Annotated in this window: 18 protein-coding genes, 1 tRNA gene, 1 other RNA gene and 2 pseudogenes; 9 read left to right on the top strand and 13 right to left on the bottom strand. The window is 65.3% G+C overall.

Translation table 11 applies throughout. The features are described 5' to 3' along the window. Positions 1 to 95: 95 nt before the first annotated feature. The 3 genes from ABZ822_RS08200 to ffs form a co-directional block, all read right to left on the bottom strand. Positions 96 to 434, bottom strand: coding sequence for a YbaB/EbfC family nucleoid-associated protein (locus tag ABZ822_RS08200; RefSeq protein WP_360848661.1), 339 nt, complete (start codon positions 432 to 434; stop codon positions 96 to 98). 211 nt (positions 435 to 645) lie between these two features. After that, positions 646 to 3,207: a DNA polymerase III subunit gamma and tau gene (locus ABZ822_RS08195; protein WP_360848658.1), complete on the bottom strand. Its 2,562-nt coding sequence runs from the start codon at positions 3,205 to 3,207 to the stop codon at positions 646 to 648. 144 nt (positions 3,208 to 3,351) lie between these two features. Beyond that, positions 3,352 to 3,448, bottom strand: an RNA gene (ffs, locus tag ABZ822_RS08190) — signal recognition particle sRNA small type. Between the two features lie 119 nt (positions 3,449 to 3,567). Between ffs and ABZ822_RS08185 the strand changes: the two genes are divergently transcribed. Then, positions 3,568 to 3,652: transfer RNA gene (locus ABZ822_RS08185), tRNA-Ser, on the top strand. 80 nt (positions 3,653 to 3,732) lie between these two features. Here the strand turns inward: ABZ822_RS08185 and ABZ822_RS08180 are convergent. From ABZ822_RS08180 to ABZ822_RS08140, 9 genes and pseudogenes are all read right to left on the bottom strand, one after another. After that, a pseudogene (locus tag ABZ822_RS08180) lies at positions 3,733 to 4,242 on the bottom strand (tyrosine-type recombinase/integrase); the annotation flags it as partial. Position 4,243: 1 nt separating this feature from the next. After that, a pseudogene (locus ABZ822_RS08175) lies at positions 4,244 to 4,759 on the bottom strand (replication initiator); the annotation flags it as partial. Positions 4,760 to 4,913: 154 nt separating this feature from the next. Beyond that, on the bottom strand, positions 4,914 to 5,156 hold the full coding sequence (locus tag ABZ822_RS08170) for a SpdD protein (protein WP_360848875.1): 243 nt from the start codon (positions 5,154 to 5,156) through the stop codon (positions 4,914 to 4,916). 25 nt (positions 5,157 to 5,181) lie between these two features. Beyond that, a complete protein-coding gene (locus ABZ822_RS08165) occupies positions 5,182 to 5,376 on the bottom strand; it encodes a hypothetical protein (RefSeq protein ID WP_360848655.1) in 195 nt (64 codons plus the stop codon). A 13-nt stretch (positions 5,377 to 5,389) separates the two neighbouring features. Then, positions 5,390 to 5,581: a mobile element transfer protein gene (locus ABZ822_RS08160; RefSeq protein ID WP_360848652.1), complete on the bottom strand. Its 192-nt coding sequence runs from the start codon at positions 5,579 to 5,581 to the stop codon at positions 5,390 to 5,392. A gap of 12 nt (positions 5,582 to 5,593) precedes the next feature. Beyond that, positions 5,594 to 6,214, bottom strand: a complete 621-nt coding sequence (locus ABZ822_RS08155; RefSeq protein WP_360848649.1) for a DUF2637 domain-containing protein — start codon at positions 6,212 to 6,214, stop codon at positions 5,594 to 5,596. A gap of 85 nt (positions 6,215 to 6,299) precedes the next feature. Then, positions 6,300 to 7,676 carry an FtsK/SpoIIIE domain-containing protein gene (locus ABZ822_RS08150; RefSeq protein WP_360848646.1) on the bottom strand — a complete coding sequence of 459 codons (1,377 nt, stop codon included), beginning with the start codon at positions 7,674 to 7,676 and terminating at the stop codon, positions 6,300 to 6,302. Continuing rightward, complete coding sequence (locus ABZ822_RS08145) at positions 7,676 to 8,032, bottom strand: hypothetical protein (RefSeq protein ID WP_360848643.1); 357 nt, start codon at positions 8,030 to 8,032, stop codon at positions 7,676 to 7,678. Before ABZ822_RS08145 ends, ABZ822_RS08150 begins: the two co-directional genes overlap by 1 nt. Before the next feature lie 154 nt (positions 8,033 to 8,186). Continuing rightward, positions 8,187 to 8,972 (bottom strand): GntR family transcriptional regulator, encoded by a 786-nt coding sequence (locus ABZ822_RS08140; RefSeq protein ID WP_360848640.1) that lies wholly within the window; start codon positions 8,970 to 8,972, stop codon positions 8,187 to 8,189. A gap of 107 nt (positions 8,973 to 9,079) precedes the next feature. Between ABZ822_RS08140 and ABZ822_RS08135 the strand changes: the two genes are divergently transcribed. The 6 genes from ABZ822_RS08135 (at position 9,080) to ABZ822_RS08110 (ending at position 16,207) form a co-directional block, all read left to right on the top strand. Then, positions 9,080 to 9,487 (top strand): NUDIX hydrolase, encoded by a 408-nt coding sequence (locus ABZ822_RS08135; protein WP_360848637.1) that lies wholly within the window; start codon positions 9,080 to 9,082, stop codon positions 9,485 to 9,487. Positions 9,488 to 9,533: 46 nt separating this feature from the next. Next, positions 9,534 to 9,962 carry an ATP-binding protein gene (locus ABZ822_RS08130; RefSeq protein ID WP_360848634.1) on the top strand — a complete coding sequence of 143 codons (429 nt, stop codon included), beginning with the start codon at positions 9,534 to 9,536 and terminating at the stop codon, positions 9,960 to 9,962. A gap of 1,175 nt (positions 9,963 to 11,137) precedes the next feature. After that, positions 11,138 to 13,114 (top strand): AAA family ATPase, encoded by a 1,977-nt coding sequence (locus ABZ822_RS08125; RefSeq protein WP_360848631.1) that lies wholly within the window; start codon positions 11,138 to 11,140, stop codon positions 13,112 to 13,114. A 380-nt stretch (positions 13,115 to 13,494) separates the two neighbouring features. Next, on the top strand, positions 13,495 to 13,740 hold the full coding sequence (locus tag ABZ822_RS08120; protein WP_360848628.1) for a hypothetical protein: 246 nt from the start codon (positions 13,495 to 13,497) through the stop codon (positions 13,738 to 13,740). Between the two features lie 9 nt (positions 13,741 to 13,749). Further along, positions 13,750 to 14,805, top strand: coding sequence for a hypothetical protein (locus ABZ822_RS08115; RefSeq protein ID WP_360848625.1), 1,056 nt, complete (start codon positions 13,750 to 13,752; stop codon positions 14,803 to 14,805). A gap of 58 nt (positions 14,806 to 14,863) precedes the next feature. Further along, on the top strand, positions 14,864 to 16,207 hold the full coding sequence (locus ABZ822_RS08110) for a hypothetical protein (protein WP_360848622.1): 1,344 nt from the start codon (positions 14,864 to 14,866) through the stop codon (positions 16,205 to 16,207). 353 nt (positions 16,208 to 16,560) lie between these two features. Here ABZ822_RS08110 and ABZ822_RS08105 read toward each other — a convergent pair whose 3' ends face one another. Next, positions 16,561 to 17,514 (bottom strand): DUF6236 family protein, encoded by a 954-nt coding sequence (locus ABZ822_RS08105; RefSeq protein ID WP_360848619.1) that lies wholly within the window; start codon positions 17,512 to 17,514, stop codon positions 16,561 to 16,563. Between the two features lie 360 nt (positions 17,515 to 17,874). On the opposite strand from ABZ822_RS08105, the gene ABZ822_RS08100 reads away from it, so the two are divergent. Next, on the top strand, positions 17,875 to 18,414 hold the full coding sequence (locus ABZ822_RS08100; protein WP_360848616.1) for a hypothetical protein: 540 nt from the start codon (positions 17,875 to 17,877) through the stop codon (positions 18,412 to 18,414). A gap of 149 nt (positions 18,415 to 18,563) precedes the next feature. Beyond that, entirely contained in the window at positions 18,564 to 19,088 is a 525-nt protein-coding gene (locus ABZ822_RS08095; protein ID WP_360848614.1) for a hypothetical protein, read from the top strand. Positions 19,089 to 19,513 lie beyond the last annotated feature (425 nt).

Here is a 19,513-nt window from a genome sequence, read left to right as displayed (position 1 = left end):
CGTCCTAAGGACAGAATCAGCTCCGCTGTGCCCGGTGCGGGCGCCTGGTGCGAACGCTCCTCCGAGCGCCCCCGTCCCGCCCTCCGTTCATCGGTTCAGAACGGCAGCCCCGGCATGCCACCGCCGAGGCCCTGCGCGAGCGGGCCGAGCTTGGACTGCTGGAGATCCTGCGCGGCACCGGTCGCGTCCCGTACGGCCGCGAGCACCAGATCCGCGAGGGTCTCCGTGTCCTCAGGATCCACGGCCTTCGGGTCGATGACCAGGCCCTTGAGCTCTCCCGTACCGGTCACCGTGGCCTTGACGAGACCGCCGCCCGCGGAGCCCTCGACGGGGGTCTCGGCCAGTTCCTGCTGTGCCGCGGCGAGGTCCTGCTGCATCTTCTGCGCCTGCTGCAGCAACTGCTGCATGTCGGGCTGCCCACCACCGGGAATCACGGCTTCGCTCCTGGCATTCGACGACGTTTTTTCTTCAGTAGCCCGAGCCTACGTGCTGCGGCGGCACCCTGCCGTACGCCGTGGGGAGGAGTCGGCCGGGGAAGGCCGAGTGCTATGTGGGCCGGTGCGTGGGCCCGCATGTGGCCCGGCCCGTGGGCGAGTTGTGGTGACGGAGCGTCGCTCGGCGGTCACGCCCCCGTACGGTCCGCCGCTACTCGCTCGTGTACTCCTCGACGACCGTGGCCCCCAGCTCGCGGACGATCAGGTCGTGTCCGCTCAGGGCGGTGTCGTCGAGGTCGGGGTCGTCCTCCGCGGGCATGTCGTCCTCCAGCGCCATGGGCGGTGGGCCGGGGTCGCGGGGCGGACCCTGCTCGGGGCGTGCCTGCGGCTCGGGGGCCGCCGGCCGCTGCGAGGGCGCGGGTGCGGGGGGCCCGGACGGGCGGGAGGGCGGGGGCGACTGCGGCGCCGGCGCGGAAGGACGCGGACCGGCGGGTGCACCGCCCGGCGCGGCCGAACCGCCCGACGGGTCGACGATCGCCTCGATCCTCCACTGGACACCGAGCGCGTCGGAGAGCGCCTGCTTCAGGACGTCCTCACTGCCGCCGGTCACAAAGCTGTCGCGGGCGCCCGCGTTGGAGAACCCGATCTGGAGGGTGGTGCCGTCGAACCCGGCGACCTGCGCGTTCTGGCTCAGCAGGATCCAGGTGAAGCGGCGGCGGTTCTTGACCGCCTCGAGGATGTCCGGCCACATCTGCCGGACCTGCACGGCGCCCTGCGCGGCCGCCGGCGCCGAACCCGCGGGCGCCGAACCCGCGGGCGCCGAACCCGCGGGCGCCGAACCCGCGGGCGCGGCCTGCGCGGCGGGCGGCGGAGCGGGCGCGCCGGAGCCCGGGCCGGTCGCGTTCGTCTCCGGCCCGGCCGGAGACGGGGGGCTCTGGGAGGGGGCACTCGGCGACGGGCCCGTCTGCGAGCCTGCCTGGGACGGGGCGCTGTCCGAGCCGCGGGCGCCGGGCCAGGCACCGGGCTGCCGCCCACCCGTGCCCGGCGCGGTACCTGTCTCTGCCGTGCCGTCCTGCTGAGGCGCCGCACCTGCGGGCTGCGCCGCGGTGGGCCAGGCGCCGGGACGCGACGACGTACCGCCCGGGGGAGGCGTGCCGCCGGGGCCGCCCGGTGCTGGTGCTGCCGTGTCCGATGGTGCTGATGCCGCGGGCGCGGTGCCGTCCGGTGCCGCTCCGGATGCCGCGGGCCAGGCGCCGGGACGCTGTCCCGAGCCCTCCTGCGCGGGGCCGCCACCGCCGGGGCCGCCCTGCCCGCCGCCCCCTGGGCCGGCGGGCGCGGAGCCACCGGGCTGCGAGGCTTCCGGCGCGGCCTGCGGCTGCGAAGCCTGCTGCGGTTGCGAGGCCTGCTGCTGCTGGTGCTGGTGCTGGTGAGCCTGCCCCTCGGGGGCGCCGCCCGCCGGGCCTCGGCCCGGCAGCGCCGCACGGGCGGCCGCCGGTCCCGTCGGGCCGGCCTGGGGCGAGGGGGCGGAGGTGGCGGACGGGGTGTGGGCGTCGGGGCCGGGCACATAGCCCATGGCAGGCCCCGCCCCGGCCGCGGCCGGACCGCCCGCGAAGGGCGCGCCCCGCTCCAGACGGTCGAGCCGGGCCTGTACGGAACGCTCGTCCGCGAACGCCCCGGGAAGCAGTACGCGCGCACAGATCAATTCGAGCTGCAGCCGCGGCGACGTGGCCCCGCGCATCTCCGTCAGCCCCTCGTTGACGAGGTCGGCCGCGCGGCTCAGCTCGGCCGCGCCGAACACCGAGGCCTGGCCCTGCATCCGCTCGACGACATCCGCCGGGGCGTCGATCAGACCCTTCTCCGCCGCGTCGGGCACCGCGGAGAGGATCACCAGATCCCGCAGCCGCTCGAGGAGATCGGCGACGAAGCGGCGCGGGTCGTTCCCGCCCTCGATCACGCGGTCCACGACCTCGAAGGCGGCACCGCCGTCGCCCGCCGCGAAGGCGTCGACGACACCGTCGAGCAGCGACCCCTCGGTGTACCCGAGGAGGGCCGTGGCCATCGCATACGTCACACCGTCCTCGGCGGCGCCCGCGAGGAGCTGGTCCATCACGGACATCGAGTCACGTACGGACCCGGCGCCGGCGCGGACGACGAGCGGCAGCACGCCGTCCTCGACGGAGATCTTCTCCTGGCCGCACACGGCGCCCAGATACTCGCGGAGCGTGCCGGGCGGGACGAGACGGAAGGGGTAGTGGTGCGTGCGCGAGCGGATCGTGCCGATGACCTTTTCGGGCTCCGTCGTCGCGAAGATGAACTTGAGGTGCTCGGGCGGCTCCTCGACCACCTTCAGCAGGGCGTTGAACCCCGCTGACGTGACCATGTGCGCCTCATCGATGATGTAGATCTTGTAACGGCTCGACGCGGGACCGAAGAACGCCTTCTCGCGGAGTTCGCGTGCGTCGTCCACACCACCGTGGGACGCCGCGTCGATCTCGATCACATCGATCGACCCCGGCCCGTTGCGCGCGAGATCGCGGCAGGACTGGCATGAACCGCACGGCGTGGGCGTCGGCCCCTGCTCGCAGTTCAGGCAGCGCGCGAGGATCCGGGCGCTGGTCGTCTTGCCGCAGCCGCGCGGACCGCTGAACAGATACGCGTGGTTGACCCGGTTGTTGCGCAGCGCCTGCTGCAGCGGATCGGTCACGTGCTCCTGCCCGATGACCTCGGCGAAGGTCTCGGGGCGATAGCGGCGGTACAGCGCGAGTGACGACACGCCTCCGACGATATCGGCCCCCGCCGACAACCGGTCGCGCCCCAAGCCCCGCGGGAGACAAGGCCCGCGCGGGGGCGGGCTTCGTACGCGTACGAAGAGGGGCGCGGCGCAGGGGCCGACACACAGCGGCGCAGGGGCCGGACACGCAAGGGCCCCCCACGCACCCACCAGAGCTCACTTACCCTTGCTGCCTTCCGGCCCTGGGGGAGTTCGGTGAGATAGCGCCGCGTGAGGGGCTGACCCCCACCCTAGCGGATCGACCCCGGTGCTCGGGCCCGGGGGCACTCGCTCGGCCCGCCGGGAGACGGCTCGGGGGAACGGGTTCGCGAGCACTGCTTTCGGTCTTGTATTGTTTCCGGCGGAGGATTCGCCTAGAGGCCTAGGGCGCACGCTTGGAAAGCGTGTTGGGGGCAACCCCTCACGAGTTCGAATCTCGTATCCTCCGCACCCGCCCGCCAGGGCAGACCGAAGGCCCCGACCGATCAAGGTCGGGGCCTTCGGCGTTGATCCGTCTCAGTTTCCGTCTCAGTTGGCCTTCGGCGGCTCCCAGATCGCCTCGCCGATTTGCTGAGCGACCTTCCGCAGGATGGTTCCGGTGACGTGCATGTACCGGGCGCGCATCCTCGCCGCTCCCCCGGGCTCCCATCCCATGATCGCGTCCACGACCACATCCGGTACCCCGAGGAGCAGAAGCACGGTCGCAGCGGTGTGGCGTGCGTCATGCAGTCGCCCATCCCGTACGCCCGCGTCCCGAAGCAGCCGCTTCCACACGTGGTAGTCGGTGTTCGGGCTCAGCGGCCCACCGACCGGCGAGGCGAAGACGTACCCCTTGTCCTCCCAGTCCGTGCCCGCCTCCAGCCGTTCCCCCTCCTGCTCCTCCTGGTGCTGCCGGAGAAGCTTGATCAACGGATCTGGCAGACCGACCGTGCGCCGTCCGGCGCGTGACTTGGTGCTCTTGTGCTCGCGGCGGATCTGCTGGCGCTGCGGGCAGTAGCCAGCCTTCCTGCCGCACGGGTCGTCACCGCAGCCGTGCGCGGCGCAGGTACGTCGAGAAGCGGCGCCACAGAGCTCCTGCGTGCGCGTTCCACAGCACGGCCGCTTCGTAGTCGTAGGTGTCCGGGTCGATCGGGGTGCCGAGGGCTTCGTCCTCCTGGTCGTGGAGCACCCCGCACCGGCAGCGGCGGACTGAACCGGCAGGTCCCGAGGGGCGATTGTGGACCGGGCCGAAGCTCGGGGCGGTGAAGGTGGCGAAGACGCGCGGGTGTGCGGCGACGTGTTCGGGAACGCCTTTGCCGCCGCGGAGTCCGGAGGTGATCAGGTGGAAGGTGTCGCGGCGGTAGACCTCGGCGCAGGCCTGGCAGCGAGTCGTACGGCGGTTGTTGCAGCGGACCAGGAGGTGGCCGGCCGGGAGGGTGGTGGAGTCGATTCGGTGGAGGACATTGCCAATTTCGCCGGTCCGAGTGTCGACGTCGTACTCGGTGCGGTGGCCGTCGAGGCGGATCGGATGGGTGCATCCGCCGAGGCCGGAGAGCTGACGGAGCAGGCCGGGCATGGTGCCGAACGAGGCCAGTCGACCGAGTTCGGGCAGCGGAGGCGGAGTGGCGCGGGTGATGATGGCTTCTCCTTCGGGCTCAGGTCGGAAGGAACTGGACCTCCGGGGCGGCGGGATGCTTGGCGGTATCGAGTCCGCCCCGGAGGCCGGGAGTTCAGCGGCGGGTGTCCCGGAGCAGGGAGCGCAGGACCACAGCGGCGACGGCGACCGAGATCGCTGAGACTGCGACGGCGGTCAGAAGCGCGGTGAGGACGACTCCGCCGACGAGCACGGTGGCTATGGCCCCGGTGCTGACGTTGAGTTGGGACGCCCCACGAGGAGCTGGCAGCGGAGCGGCGGGTGCGTGGCTGTGCTCGGCGGGTGGGGTCGGGTTGTCGGGGTACTTCGGCAGCAACACGGCGAAGATCTCCTTACCTACTCGTCTAGTCATGTGAGCCGTTGACGATGTCCACGCCGGAGCGAGTGCCGGACTCGATCGCCGGGGCCATGAAGGTGTGCGAGAGCCAGAAGCCGAAGAGCGTAAAGAGGACGACGACCCAGGTGCGGACGCCGAGGAACTTGACCGCTCCCCAGGCGAAGAAGCCGAGGACGACGACGAGCGGGAGGCTGACGGTCACGGGGCGAGTCCTTTCAGCGGACGGGGCAGCGGTGGGTGCGGGCGGCCAACTCGGCGGCGGCGCGGCTGTCGTAGTCGGAGGAGAAGCCGCATCGCGGAGCAGTGCAGGCGGCGGTGTGCTTCTCCTGGCCGCGACCGTCGTAGGAGGTGCCCACCCGGACGGGGCCGATGCGGATGACAGCGCGGAAGCGGCGATGGGCAGTCATGCGGATCTCCTGTCAGAGGTGGGCTGCGACGGCATCCGCCATCGGTACGGGGACCCCGAGCCGGGCGCGCAAGGTAGGTGTGTCGATGGGGGTGCCGGTGCGGCTCAGGTGGTCGGCGGCGACCTTGCGGGCGTGCTCGACGAGCGCGGCCGGGACGGACACCGCAGGTGGAACGGGAGCTGGCGTGGGCGCCGGTTCCTCGGTGTGCTCGGCGGACGGTTCGAGGGTGGCCTCGATGTCTTGCCGCTCAGGCTCGTCCTTCACCGTCGCCGGGGCGGAGTGGGCCAGCAGCGTGCCGCCGAGGAAGGCGACGGCGGGCCAGCCCGCGACGAGGATGCGGAGCCACGCCGGCACCGCGTTCATGTCGAGGAGTCCGGCGGTGGCGATGTTCGCACCGAGCGATGCGGCGAGCGCGATGACGAACCAGCACCATGCTGCCGCTTTGTCCTCGCCGGACCGCAGGCGCCGCCAGGCCGCCACGAGCAGCAAGTCGACCGAGACCGGGTAGGCCCAGGCCTTCCACCCGTCCTGTCCCGCAGCTGAGGCGATGTCGTGCAGGTGGGCGAAGGACAAGGCGGCGGCGATGACCGCTTGGACGAGCACCGCGTCGACGCGGGCCAGTTGGGCACGCATGCTGCGGCTCCTTCCGGATTCAGGCATGGGAGGGGTAGGGACGTGGCGTGAGGCGGTCACGCCGACCGTGGAGGGGTTGCGCAGCTCAGTCGGTGACGGGGCGCGGTCGCATGACCGGGGCCGGGGAATCGACGGGCGGAGCAGGCACGTCGGGCCGGAAGGGCTTGAGCGCGGCGAGATCGGGCACCAAGTGGGCCGTCTCCTGACAGATTTCGGCAGCGTCACCGAGGGAGAGGTACGGCGTACGGATACGGGACCAGCCGCCGGAAGTGTCACCGGCGACGGCCAGGCCGGGGCGTTCGGGCGCGATGGCGCAAGCCGCGGAGACTGCCTCGGGGGCGATGTCGCCGAGTGCCATCTTCGCCGATGCCTCGTCGTTCACGCGGTGGCAGACGCGGCCGGTGAGCTGGGCCCGCAGCATGGTCGCCCCCTTGCCCAGCTCGGCGCCGAAGCGCTGTCCGCAGACTTCCAGGTAGATGCCTGCCGCACGGCCGAGCTGGGCGAGGCGGATGAGCTGGGTGACCATCTCATCCCGTCGTTCCTCGTCCTTGCGTGTGGCGACGAGGAACAGCTCGGCGACCTCGTCCACGAACAGCACGATCGGGACAGGCCGTTGCTTCTCGGGCAGTCCCCAGATGTCGGAGGTGATCTCCTCGTTCGGGGTGCCCGGTGCTATGCCCTGACGGGCCCTGATCAGGTCGTATCGATTCTCCATGGCTTGGACCAGGACGGGAAGCAACTCGGCTGCCTGGTCAGGATCGGTTGCCAGCCCGGAGAGGCGCGGGGCGAAGGGGGCCAGCTCCACGCCGCGCTTGCAGTCGATGCCGACAAGGGCGACCGGCTGCCGGGCGAGTCCAGTGATGAGGTGGCGCAGGTACATGGACTTGCCCGAGAGCGTTGCGCCGAGCGTCAGTTGATGCGGGATGGTGCGGTAGTCGCGGACGAAGGGTGTGGCGTCCTCCCGCATCGCCACCGGAACCTTGAGGAAGTCTCCGGTGAGCTTGCGCGGCATGCGGACCCGCCGCAGGACGTCGAAGCCGACAAGTCGCAGTTCGACCACACCCGGCTTGACCGTGGTGACGTACACGGCGTGAACCCCCCAGGCGTGGCGGAGCCGTTCGGCCGATGCCGCGACGTCGGCGGGTTCCTGTCCAGGAGCGAGCCGGAGGCGTAGCCGCAGCCCGGTCGATGTGGGCCGGATGAGGCCCCGGCGCGGCGGTACGGGACGGACTTCCCGGCGAGTGGCTGCCTTGACGGCGAGTGCGCGTAACCGGGAGGGGGCCACGGTCAGCCCGCACGCCTCCATGACGGAGCTGTACGAACTGAGCATGCGCACGGTCGACAGCGGCAGGCCGACCGTGGACCAGTAGACGCCGGGGTGTTGGGCCCGGGCGTAGGCGGCCCCGCCGCCGAGTGCGACGACAGGACCACCCACCTCCAGAACCGTCGAGAGATCGGTCATCAGGCCGTGGCTCCCATGGCGGTCGGGAACTCGGAGGGAGTCACGGCAGCAGCGCGGTAGGCGATGCCGTGACGCTGCTGCCCGTTGAAGACGCTCTCCCACGGACGGGCGGCCAGACCCGGCAGCGAGACCGGCGCACCGAGCGCCAGGCCGTCCGACACCCCGCTCTCCGGCACGGTGACCTTGATCAGGGCCGACTCCCCCTCCTCGATGTAGACGACGCCGAGCGTCATCAGCGACTCACCACTCACGGCATCCTTTGCGACCTCGCCTGTCTGACGGTCACGGACCTTGGGCTCAGGAGCCTCGGTCAGCAGGATCGTGGCGGCCGAGGTCTCCACACGGATGGTGCGCATGGCACTCTCCTATCTACTCGTCTATACAAGGTGCGATCCACGAGCGCGGCGCCCGGGAACGGTGACCACCTTGCCACACAACTTGCCCACTCGTCTATACGAGTATGCCTGTCGGCGTGTACGAGTCCGCAGAAGTGGCCTCGCGCACCGCCGGTCAGGTCGCCGGGAGCTGGTACGACAGGACGTACGCGTCCGCCGCCATGACCGTGTCGCAGACCTCCACAGCCCGCCGCTCGGTGTCGTATGCCGTGCGGATCAGGTGGATGACCGGGACCCCGGAAGCCAGCCGCAGCGTCTTCACCTCGGCCGGCGAGGGCATACGGGCGCGGATTTCCTCCTCGAAGTGGTCGAGGTGGTGGCCCAGTTCCTCAAGTCGGGCGTAGATACCGCCGGGACCGGGGTTGGGCTCGGCGATCTGCGTGCCCCGGGCGATGTCGAGCGGGAGGTACGACGTGGCGAACTCGACCGGCCGGCCATCGAGCAGATACCGCCGACGACGAGCGAGCACCCGCCGCACGGAACCGAGGCGCGTGGAGATGTCCTGGCTCGCCTTCTCCTCCTTGACCTCAAGGCTGTCCACCTGCGGATGGCTGCCCGCGGCGTCAGCCTCGACGATGAACGCGGACTTCCCCTGCTCGCGGTGGCGCCTGGCGAATCGATCCGAGGCAAGTCGTCGGACGGGAGGCCGGGGCCGGACGAAGACGCCCTTGCCGTGTTCGGCGTGGACCAGGCCCTCGCTCTGGAGGACGGAGAAAGAGTTCCGGACCGTCATACGGGAAACCCCGTAATGCTCGACGAGTTCAGCCTCCGAGGGCAGCTTTTCACCTTCCTTGAACCGCCCACGATCAATGGCCTCGCGCAGCTGGTCGGCGATCTGCCGGAAGACCGCACGATCACTCGTGGGGTCGAGATCACCGAGAAGGCTCGGGAGTGAGGTCACGGGTACTCCTTTAGGTATCTAGACGTGTGGGCGAGTTCTCTTGCTACGGTGGAGAGCCTAGTCAGCCGAGAGGGCCGAGGAACGTGAGCACTGACCGTCCGCACTCCGTGAGCGTTGCCGGAGTCATCGTCGACGACCAGGGCCGGGCTCTCTTGATCAAGCGCCGCGACAACGGCCACTGGGAGCCGCCGGGCGGAGTCCTCGAACGCGAGGAAACCCTCCCCGAAGCTCTCCAGCGCGAAGTCCTCGAAGAGACCGGCATCAAGATCGCGCTTCCCGCGACCCTCACCGGCGTCTACAAGAACATGAAGGGCTTGATCGTCTCCCTGGTCTTCCGCTGCCAGGCCGCTGACGGGACCCCGACCACCGGGGACGAGACCCGCGCACTGCGCTGGGTCACCCGCGAAGAAGTGATCGAACTCGCCGACGAGGCATACGCGATCCGCGTCCTGGACGCATTGAACGCGGTATCCCCGCCGGCCATTCGCGCCCACGACGGCGTGAAACTCGTCTAGCCCGAACCCGCTGCACATGGCGGCCTACCTGCACGAAGGAACTTGTATGCACGAGTATACGAGCACCGCCCGGGTCTGGGGACTTACTTGCCCAGGTTTTCCGGAAGAGGTCAGCCGGGCCCGCCGCTGGACGCGGGACATCCTGCGGGGATCGCCGCTGGTCGAGGACGCGGAACTGATCGTGAGCGAGCTGAGCGCGAACGCGATCCTCCACACGGCCAGCGGCGGAGAGTCCGGCAGCTTTCATCTGGCTCTCGGCGTCTCACCTCGGGTGATCGCCCTGTCGATCACGGACGACGGCGGGACGGGAAGTGCCCCGAAGGTTGAGGACCCAGGGGAGGACGCGGTACACGGCCGAGGCCTGGGCATGGTCAGCGTGATCGCCCACCGGGTCGTGGTCCACGACAGCCATGGCGGCCACACGGTCACCGCGGAGCTCTTCACCGGCACACGTCCCGGAGGCAGTCCGTGCTGACATCGCCTGGCACCGTAGGCTTATCCGCGGGCAACGAGCACCCCAACTACCGCTGCTGGGCAGCCGCCTACTCCCTACGCGGAGGCAGTCCAATCCCTCTCGGCGGCCACAGAGCAACGAGCCCCCGCCTCGCACTGCGCTGGCTCCGCGAACGCGCCGGCCACATCACAGACCAGCTCGACGCCCCGTACGCACGACCAGGCCGACACTGGCTGACGGACGAAGCCGAACATGAACGAGCCCTGACGTACCTGACCACAGGCACGGCCTACCAACTCACCCTGTACGACGAGCACACGCGCTACGTACTTGTAGCCAGCCCGCCGGGGGCATCATCGTGAATGGACTCGTCCGCGGCTACTGGTGCGAGTGCTGGACACAAGACCTCGCGCGAGCCCAACAGCCGACTCTCCTCGGCTGCTTCGACGCCGCATCAGCCACACAGGCAGACCGATGGATCGCCGTCGCACTCCGGACACTCACACCTGCACTCGATGCACAGGCCTCCGAGAAGGCATGGGACTGGCTCGGATCAGGCCGCATCGAGACCAGGCGAACCCTCATGCGCTCAGAGGCATGCTCGGTATCCATCACCCAATCAAGCACCCGCATCACATGGACTGCCCGACCAGTGATCTTCCTGCCGCTCGCTCATCGCCATGGAGTGCAACTCCCAGCCTGCGTAGACGACTTCAAGCCCTACGCCACAGACTGAGTTATAACTTTCTCTACTGGTTCAAGGCCCGCGCACGGCGCGGGCGCGCGCCGCCTCCACGGCGCGGCCGGCCTCCTGTCTTCGCCCCGGCTGGCCGCGCCCGGCGGCGCGCTACGTGCAGCGGGCAGAGCAGAGAAGACCCTCCGTGGCTGGGCCCGGTCGGCTCCACGGCTTTAGCCACCTCCCCGGTCCGGGTCCCGCGTCGAGCAAGACCAGGGGGCCACTCGTTCAAATTCCGGGCAGCTCCAAAGACTGCCCGAGATGCCAGCTAGCGTACGGCCCCCTGATCATGCTCGACCCCAAACCGGGCAGGCCACCGGCCAAACCCGCTCCGCCGACCTGTTGAGGACGCCAGCCGGCACGAACGGCCGTGCCCTTAAGACCTTCTGACGGGTCGTAGCGTCCAGCTAGACCCATCCTGTAACTTTGCGTGGTCTTCGGTCTCAGGAAGGGTGGCAAGGTGAGCATCAGGCGGCGGCTGCCCACTATCGAGCGTGTCGGGTTACAGAATTTCTCCATCTACAAAGAACGTCCGACGCTTGAAGTGGATATTCAGCGCGGCGTCTTTTGTCTCGCAGGGGCGAACGGACTCGGAAAGTCGTCATTTCTCGCAGCCATCAATTTTGGCCTTACGGGGATCGTGGCGAACCCAGACCGTAGCGCCTTTGCCTCTACTCGCAAGTTCTACACGAATAACCTAGAATATTCGCGACATTACTTTGACGGTCGAATCGAAGAGTTGGACCGAGATGCCGCGGAAGTGAGTTTGCAATTCACAGTCGGATCGCGACAGTATGAATTGACGCGAAACCTCTTCGAGCCCGAAGCCTTGCGCTTCTTGCGCATCGTGAACGACGCTGGTGAAATCGTCAGCATCGAGACAGACGACGATGACTTGCGCCACGAAAATTACAAGAACCTTCTCCTTGAAGATTGCCACCTAAGCAGTTTCGATCAGTTCGTATTTCTTCAGCACTTCCTGCTCACGTTCGACGAGCGGCGCCATCTACTCTTCTGGGATGAGCAGGTAACAACCCCTATGCTCTATCTCGCTTTTGGCATTCACGCCGAAGATGCCAAACGGGCAGATGAGCTGACCCATGCCGTAAATAGGGCCGAGTCTCAACGCCGAAACGCGCAATGGCAAGTGACAACCGCCCGTAGACGGATGAAGGAAATGGGAGTCGCGGACATCGATGAGGCTGCACTTGAGAGCCTCGTTGAGAAGCATCAAAACTTGGTAGACCAGGTAGACGCTCATGCAAGCGAACTCCACAGGCGTCAGCGCGAGGCGGCAGACGCAAGGCTCGACCTTGCCAACGTGAGTGCAGAATATCAGGCTCTCAGGCATCAATACGACCAAGTCTTCTCTCATCGGTTGAAGAGTCATTCAGCTCCGCGCTTCCACCCGCTGGTAGTCGACGCCCTACAATCCAACAGGTGCGGAGTATGTGGAACCGAGGACGCCCATATCAGTGCAAGACTATCCGAGAAGCTGGGCAGTCGTTCCTGCCCGTTCTGCGATTCCACAATTGAGCAAGAGTCACCGACTGCCGAGTCTTTCGAATCCCTCAAGCAAGTTGACGCGGAACTCGCTGCGACACGCGAGAGACTAAAGGCCGCTCAAGTGCGTCGCGACAGACTCGATAAAGCGGTTGACGAAGCACTGAAGCTTCACAGCAGCTCAACCGAGGCTCTGGAAGATTTTGAGGCCGCCAATGAAAAGGCGCTACCCACTTCCGACGGTAGTATTTCGAGTTTACTCGATCAACGACGCCTAGCTGAAGCTGAACGCAAGCGAGCCACGGAACGAAGGGATGAGTGGCGTGATAAGCGGGATGCAGCCAGGCGAGAACTAGAGCCGCTACAACGCGCCTTGCGCTCTGCCTACGAAACAGCGGAGACAGAGTTCGTACCTGCATTCAGGGAACTGGCCCGTCAATTCCTGGGACTCGACCTCGATGTCTTCCTAGACACAGCAGACAAGACCCGCTTCGTACTCGGACTTGAAGTACAGGGAACCCGTCGCCGTGCCACAACCGCCCTCTCAGAAAGCCAGCGATTTTTCATCGACATAGCACTACGCATGGCCCTGATCCAACAGATGACAGAATCCGGCGAATCAGTCACTAGCTACATAGACACCCCCGAAGGCTCTCTGGACATCGCGTATGAGGCGCGCGCAGGCGCGATGTTTGGCAAGTTCGTCCTCGCCGGCAAGAACATGATCATGACCGCGAATATTAATGCCAACCAGCTACTTCTACGGCTGGCTGAGGTTTGCGGGTCAGAGCATATGGAGCTTGTAAGGATGACCGACTGGTCAGCCTTGAGTGAAGTGCAGGCAAGCGAGGAAGCTCTCTTCGACGAAGCGTACTCGCGGGTGGAAGCGATTCTGTCCAGCGCAGAAGACCGGCAAAGCACGGTGCAACTGTGACATTGAGCCCAGACGCTGTATTTGACACTCTCACCATCAGCAAAGAGTTATCCGTCGTGTCGGGCGGAGCGACCGAGGGCGAGACTAGTCTATTTGCGTATCTTTCCTGCCTTCTCTCCGTCTATGAGGGAAACCCGCCAAGCGAGTGGGGATACCAGTTCTCGGCAACGCACTCTGCCGCACCTTATAGTGAATCGCTTTCTTCAGCTGTCGACCAACTCAAGGTTTCCTCCCTACTTGTTTCTGGCTCCTCCGGGCTGCAACTATCCAACGCCGGACTCGACGAGTGGCAACAATACGCTTCTCTAGGGCGATTCCAGGCTCGCATGCCATACCTCACAGGAGCTTGCGGAAGCACTCTGATAATTCCCCTCCCAGCAGTGGGAGAATCGATCAGCGCCGAGCCTTCATTGCGCCGGGCCTTGGAGCTATCGAGTAAACGCGAGCTCCTTGGCGAGGGTGGTCGCGAGACTCTGATGGAGCATTTCCAGGCAGTTTCCAAAGCCGTCCCTGAAGCCGAAGATCTCATGATTCCGGCGGTCGTTTGGCTCGAGTATCTCTCAACGACGCTCGACGGCGCCGGGCAGCTCCGCCCGTCTGAAGAAGCCGACAACTGGGCCGTATAGGGGGTAGCGGTGCTGGTAGATGCAAAGGCGATGGCGGACATTGCCCGTGATCTATTTGCGGTAAAGGTCCATCGCGAGCTTGGTTCCGCGGGTGCTCAGACGCTCCGCGAACTGATTACCCGTGTCAGGGAAACACACGATGCTCTAACCACCGAACGACTGGCCAAAGGGCTCACTGTCATACGCACCCTAGGCACTGGCTCGGTCGAGGCTGGCGTGGCTCCAGCCGTATTTACTCAAACACGTGAGTTGACGGCGTGGTACCGGCAAGAAGCAGGTCCCCTGTCTATTCACTTCGAACACGACGGCAACATACGCGCCTGGTGCGCTGAGATAGACACAACCGCTATCAACGGACAGTTTGTCTCTTATCGCTACTCAGGCCACCAGAAAGAGCAAATCCTCACTCCCGGGGGAGCGCACACCGTACCAACCATTGCAAATTTTCCGAGTTACTTCGCGGTCCCGTATTTTCTGGATCTTCGAGAGTCCCTCGTCCGGTACGGCACCATTTCAGTTCGTCACGCACAGTGTGACATCTTCCGCACTACTTGGAGGGAGCCTGCACGTCTCGTCTTCGTAAACAAGCCGGAGGCAACGATGCGTCGCTCACTTCAGCAGTACCTGCGGGCCTCTCTACGTGATCACGGTCCTATCCAAGTGATGCCGGAGCAGAATGTTAATGAGACCAAGCCCGTAGATATCAAGGTTACCTGGACCGCTTCAAACCGTGTTGCCCTGATCGAGATAAAATGGCTCGGCCTTAGTCACGACGCCACTAAGCAGACCAAGACACCCTATTTCGCTGCGCGCGCGAAAAGCGGTGCTCAACAGCTCGCCGACTACCTGGACTCTTACCATTCCAACGACCCCGACACGGAAGCTCGCGGATACCTCGTGGTATTTGATGGCCGCCGAAAAGGCATCACACCAGAAAGCGCGAGCGTGAGTTACGCCGATGGCTTCCACTACGCGAACGAGGAGATCGACTACCCAGTTGAGTTACTCGCGAGGCACGACTTTGACACACCCGTGCGATTCTTCTGTGAGCCAGTATGCGAGTAGCTACCGCACATATCTCAGTCGACCTCAAAGCCATGCGAGCCAATGATAACGTGAGCCATTGAACATGATTAACGCAAATCCCAGCGTAGAAGCCCATTACGAAGCACTCGAAGCCCAATGGAATTCGGTTAATGGCTCACTTCAATTTGAACGCCTAGTCGTACCTACAGGGAACAGCGATTCGCCATTTCACAGGTGGTTCCACCTTAAGGAGGCTTTCTCGAGAGACCTCTTGCCCACGATGCTAAAGCAGTTGAGTTTTGAAGGAATGCCGGAACTCAAGGTCTTGGACTGCTTTGCTGGTGGCGGTACGACCCTCGTGAGCGCGCTCGAATTGTCCTCCCAGGTTCGCGTTTCAGCAACTGGGATTGAGCGAAATCCTTTTCTGCATCACGTCTCAAGCAGTAAGGTCATGGCTCTGCAGGCAGGGCCAGCCCTGGCTCAGCAACTAAGAAGGGCCTACGCGAAAATAGAACGACTCTACACGAGCGATACTCCTTTCGTCGCCGATACTCCCGCGCTCTCAACTTTCTCCAATGAAGCATACTTTCCACCCGTCCTGTTGACTTCGTTGTTGCGTATCAAAGCAGCAATTGAGCATTGTGATGTGTCGACTCCCACGCGTGACCTGCTGCTCACTGCCGCCGCCTCCTGCGTAGAATCTTCGAGTCGACTTCGCAGAGATGGACGAGCCCTTCGCTACGCTTCAGAAAGGCAGCCCAGGGAGCCATGGGTTGAGTTTTCCATTCGCGTTCAGCAAATGATTGAGGACACAGAGAGCTCCCTGTCGACTACCGGCTTCGCGTCCGTAATACTCGGAGACGGAAGGCGGCCACTGCAACACATCGACGAGTCGGATAAGAAGGATCTGGTAGTCTTCTCTCCCCCTTATCCAAATAACATTGACTACACCGAGATATACAAAACAGAAGCCTGGTATCTGGGATTCTATGAGGATGCGGACCAGTTCCGTTCTCAAAGGTTTAGGACTCTGCGAAGTCACCCTAGCGTTCGATTCTCTGACGAGTACGACTACGAGTCCTCTGGCGATGCAGAAGCCGTACACGAGTTGCTCAAACCAATATTGGATGCCGTACCTGAAGATCGATATGCCACCGGCAGGAGGCAACTGATCAAGGGTTACGCTGACGATATGCTCACGCTCTTCCGTCATTGCCGGAAGATCATCTCTAGTGAAGGTCGCCTAGTCTACGTCGTTGGAAATTCAGCTCACGGAAGCGGAAACGGTCTCTTTGTGATCGCTGCAGACCTCATAATGGCCCGTCTCGCTGAGCTCGCGAACTGGCACGTGGAGGAGATCTCCGTAGCGCGCAGTCTGCGACGCCGCGTGACGAATTCACATTTTCTCCGAGAAAGTGTCGTGACGCTATCTCCCTCCTAGCAGAAGTGACATGATCGAAGCAGGAGCAGCAGGGCTGCTCCGTCAGCCCTGGTCACAACGACTCGGGGCGCCCTGGACCCGAAGATGCTGCGGGCGGAGCCCTCTGACATCTACGGCTGACATCAACGACGACGGATGCCAGCGAATCCGGGGGGATGCGGACAGCAGTGCAAGCGCCGCGATCGGTGAACAGTAAGCCCACCCGATCGAACTCCTAAAGCGGGTGTCGCAAGCTCGAATCATGCCGGAGGCGAGGTGGGAAGGCGTCAAATCAGGAGAGGCCTCCACCCGGGCCATGTTCTCGCTGTTTCAGGTGGGGTTCCACCCGCGTGCGCTGCCGACGGCAGTCGTCGTTACGCCAGCTCGCGATCCACTTGGTGCAGATAGCTGAACGGGTGCTCATTCCTCGCACGGAACAAAGGGCAGATTTCACGGGTAGCGATATTGAACCCGATGCTGCCCGCTATGCCAGCTGCCCAAGCAAGATCGGGGACAACCAACGCACCTGCTGCGGCTGTAGCCACTCCCACAGTGACTGAGATGGACCTCTGCACCCAAGCCATACGGCTGGCTCGTGTGGCCGCCTGGTAGTCCTCACGTGCCTGTTTCAACCCCATCCGCATGCGTTCCAGCACATCGGCCGGGTGCTCCCATTCGCGGCGCAAATCGCAGAGCATGGTCTGAGTGGCGTTCATCAGGCGTTCCCGCTCGGTGGCATATTTTTCACGAAAGGCCAGGACTTCTGATGTCGGGGTGCCCGGTGCTGGCATGGGCAGCAGACGGCCAAGCTCGACTCGCCAGGCTGCCACACCGAAGCCAGGAGCCATCGACCGCAGCAACGTCTCGTGGGCGGATCGTTGATCTGTGTACGGCGTGTAGGCGCGAGTGTCAGTCGCGAGAGCCACCTCGTTGGCTAGTGTGCCGAGCACCAAGAGGCGCACATCCCGAGATACAGCGAGACCCGCACCACGCCGGCTCTCCAAGTTCTCAAGCCTTCGCCCCAGACCTAGGCGGGTGATTTCTCCCTCCAGGAAGGAAGGAAGCTTCAAGTCGAAGAGGAAGGCGTCCATCACGAAGGCCTGAGAGCTAGGCGGCCTGGCAGCAAGCCCACGAAGTGCCCGGCTCAAGACTTCACTATGAGGCAGGTCGTCGAGAGGCTGGCGGTACCGGGTGCCGAGGGCGATGGGATGGTAGAGCCCTCGTTCCTTGAGACGCTTCAGCTCCTCCGAGATTGCTTCCTCGTACACCTCTCGATCCCACGGCACCAAGGATGCGATTCCGTCCCAGTACAACAGCGCCTGGTGCACGACCTCCTGGGGCGGTCTGACCAGAGGGTAGTAGAGAAGCGTAGGCATTGGAGCGCCCCTTCCAACAGGGTGATCAACCGTAGCGGTCTATCAGATCCGGCGGCGGTCGGCGTGCCCGAGCCATGCCCGATGCGGCGGGAAACCACGGTCAACGGAGGGTTCTGGTCGATCGTCCAGGCAGAGCTCCAGCATTGGTTACGGCTGGTCAGGGCCCGATCGCTCCGTCGAAGCGCGGTGATTTCCAAGCTGATGGCTCTGAAGCCGTCGTGATGGCGCCGTCATCACGATGCCGGAACAGTGGGAGGACCCGCTGTGGCGATCTCTCGTGGATCCGGTCGCCTCCGAGGGCACAATGCCGCCATGAACGCAGGGGAGATCGCGTTGGTGGGGGCGGTAGCGGGCATCGTGGCTTCAGTCGTCGGCGCTGGAGGGGCTGTGGTAGCCGCTCGATTGACCGGTCGGTACCAGTCAAGAAGCCAACATGCCCACTGGCGACGCCAAGTGCGCCGGGACGCCTACGCAGCCTTTCTGGACTCTGTTGCCCAGTTCAACGAGCTGAGACGTTCCTACCGCGAGTTGGCTCTTCTCGGCCAGACCATGCCCGAAGGAACCGCTGACAGACTCCGAGGGCTGATCCGCGGCATCGAGAAGGCGCTGTTTCTCGTGGAGTTGGAGGGGCCGACTGAAGTGGCCGCACAAGCCGACACCGTCATGCGCTCGATCGCTGACTGGCAAGCCTCCGTCATTGTCTCTGAGATCCGCGCCGCGCGCGGCGTCCCACCTCGGAGCGATGTCCCGAGTAGCGACGCCATGCACCGCCAGGTCAATCAGTCCGTGGCGGCCTTCAAGGTCGTGGCACGTGCGGCCCTTGACGCTCCGGACACCGTTGGTCAGGCGTGAGGGCCATGAGAGTTCTGCGCAGTCGAGAGCTCTGAGTCGCAAGGTTGCTGGCCGAAACGGTATGCGGCGAGGAACCCGCGGGTGTACAGCGGCCTCCCACGCACCTGACCATCGCCGAGGACAATTCCAGAGCCTGGGGAGGAGAGCGCATGGCGGACAAGGATGCGGCAATCCGTGCTGTGGCACGCCGCGCTGATCACGTGTACTGGGTACGGGAGTGGCCCGACAAGCCGACCTGGCGGGACCGGCTTCGCCGGTGGATGGACCCCGCCTCGTACCGCTTCGACGGGACCGCCACCCCACCCCAACCCTGGGTCGACCGGCCCGCGGGCTACTACGAGCGGACAGGCTGGCGCATCCGCGCGGCATACGTCAGATCCGACCTGGCTTTCGAGGTCGAGTACGTGGTCTGCCAGCCGTGCAGAACCGGCTGGGTGGAAGCGCCTCACTCCTACGAGGGTTACCAACGCTGCGGCCTCGCTTCAGCCGCTCTGCAATCCCTCCGCCACGCCTACCCCGGAGTCCGGTGGCACACCGCCGGCGGGCACTTCCGCGAGGCTGAACCCTTCTGGAGTTCCGTCAGCGTGGGCGTTTCCGGCGGCTACACCCAGCTGAGAAGATGCCACCACGTGTGGAACCTCGGTGAGTGGGACAACGTGGCACAAGGCACGTGACCAGGCCAACTTGTGATGCCCTCCGTCTCAGTTTCCGTCTCATTCAGCCCCGTTCACGGCCGTTCAGACGAGACCAGAAGCCGGGTGCAGCCCATCGGCGGGCCGTCCATGAACCCAGGTGAACGCCCCTGCACGCACCCCACCGCCCCACCACCACAGTTGGAAAGCGTGTTGGGGGCAACCCCTCACGAGTTCGAATCTCGTATCCTCCGCACCCGCCCGCCAGGGCAGACCGAAGGCCCCGACCGATCAAGGTCGGGGCCTTCGGCGTTGATCCGTCTCGCTTTCCGTCCCGTGGGGCACCGACGCCGGGCGTCCGCCCCTATGGGCCGACCGCCCAAGATCGCGTCCGCCCGCGTCCACGCCCGCGTCCGGGACGCGTATCCGGTACGCCGAGCGGCAGAAGAACGGCCGCGGCGGTGTGA

The organism is Streptomyces sp. NPDC047108, assembly GCF_040643575.1.
GTDB lineage: Bacteria > Actinomycetota > Actinomycetes > Streptomycetales > Streptomycetaceae > Streptomyces.
The sequence above is the reverse complement of the archived record's forward strand: the minus strand, read 5'-3'. Positions and strand labels throughout refer to the sequence as shown.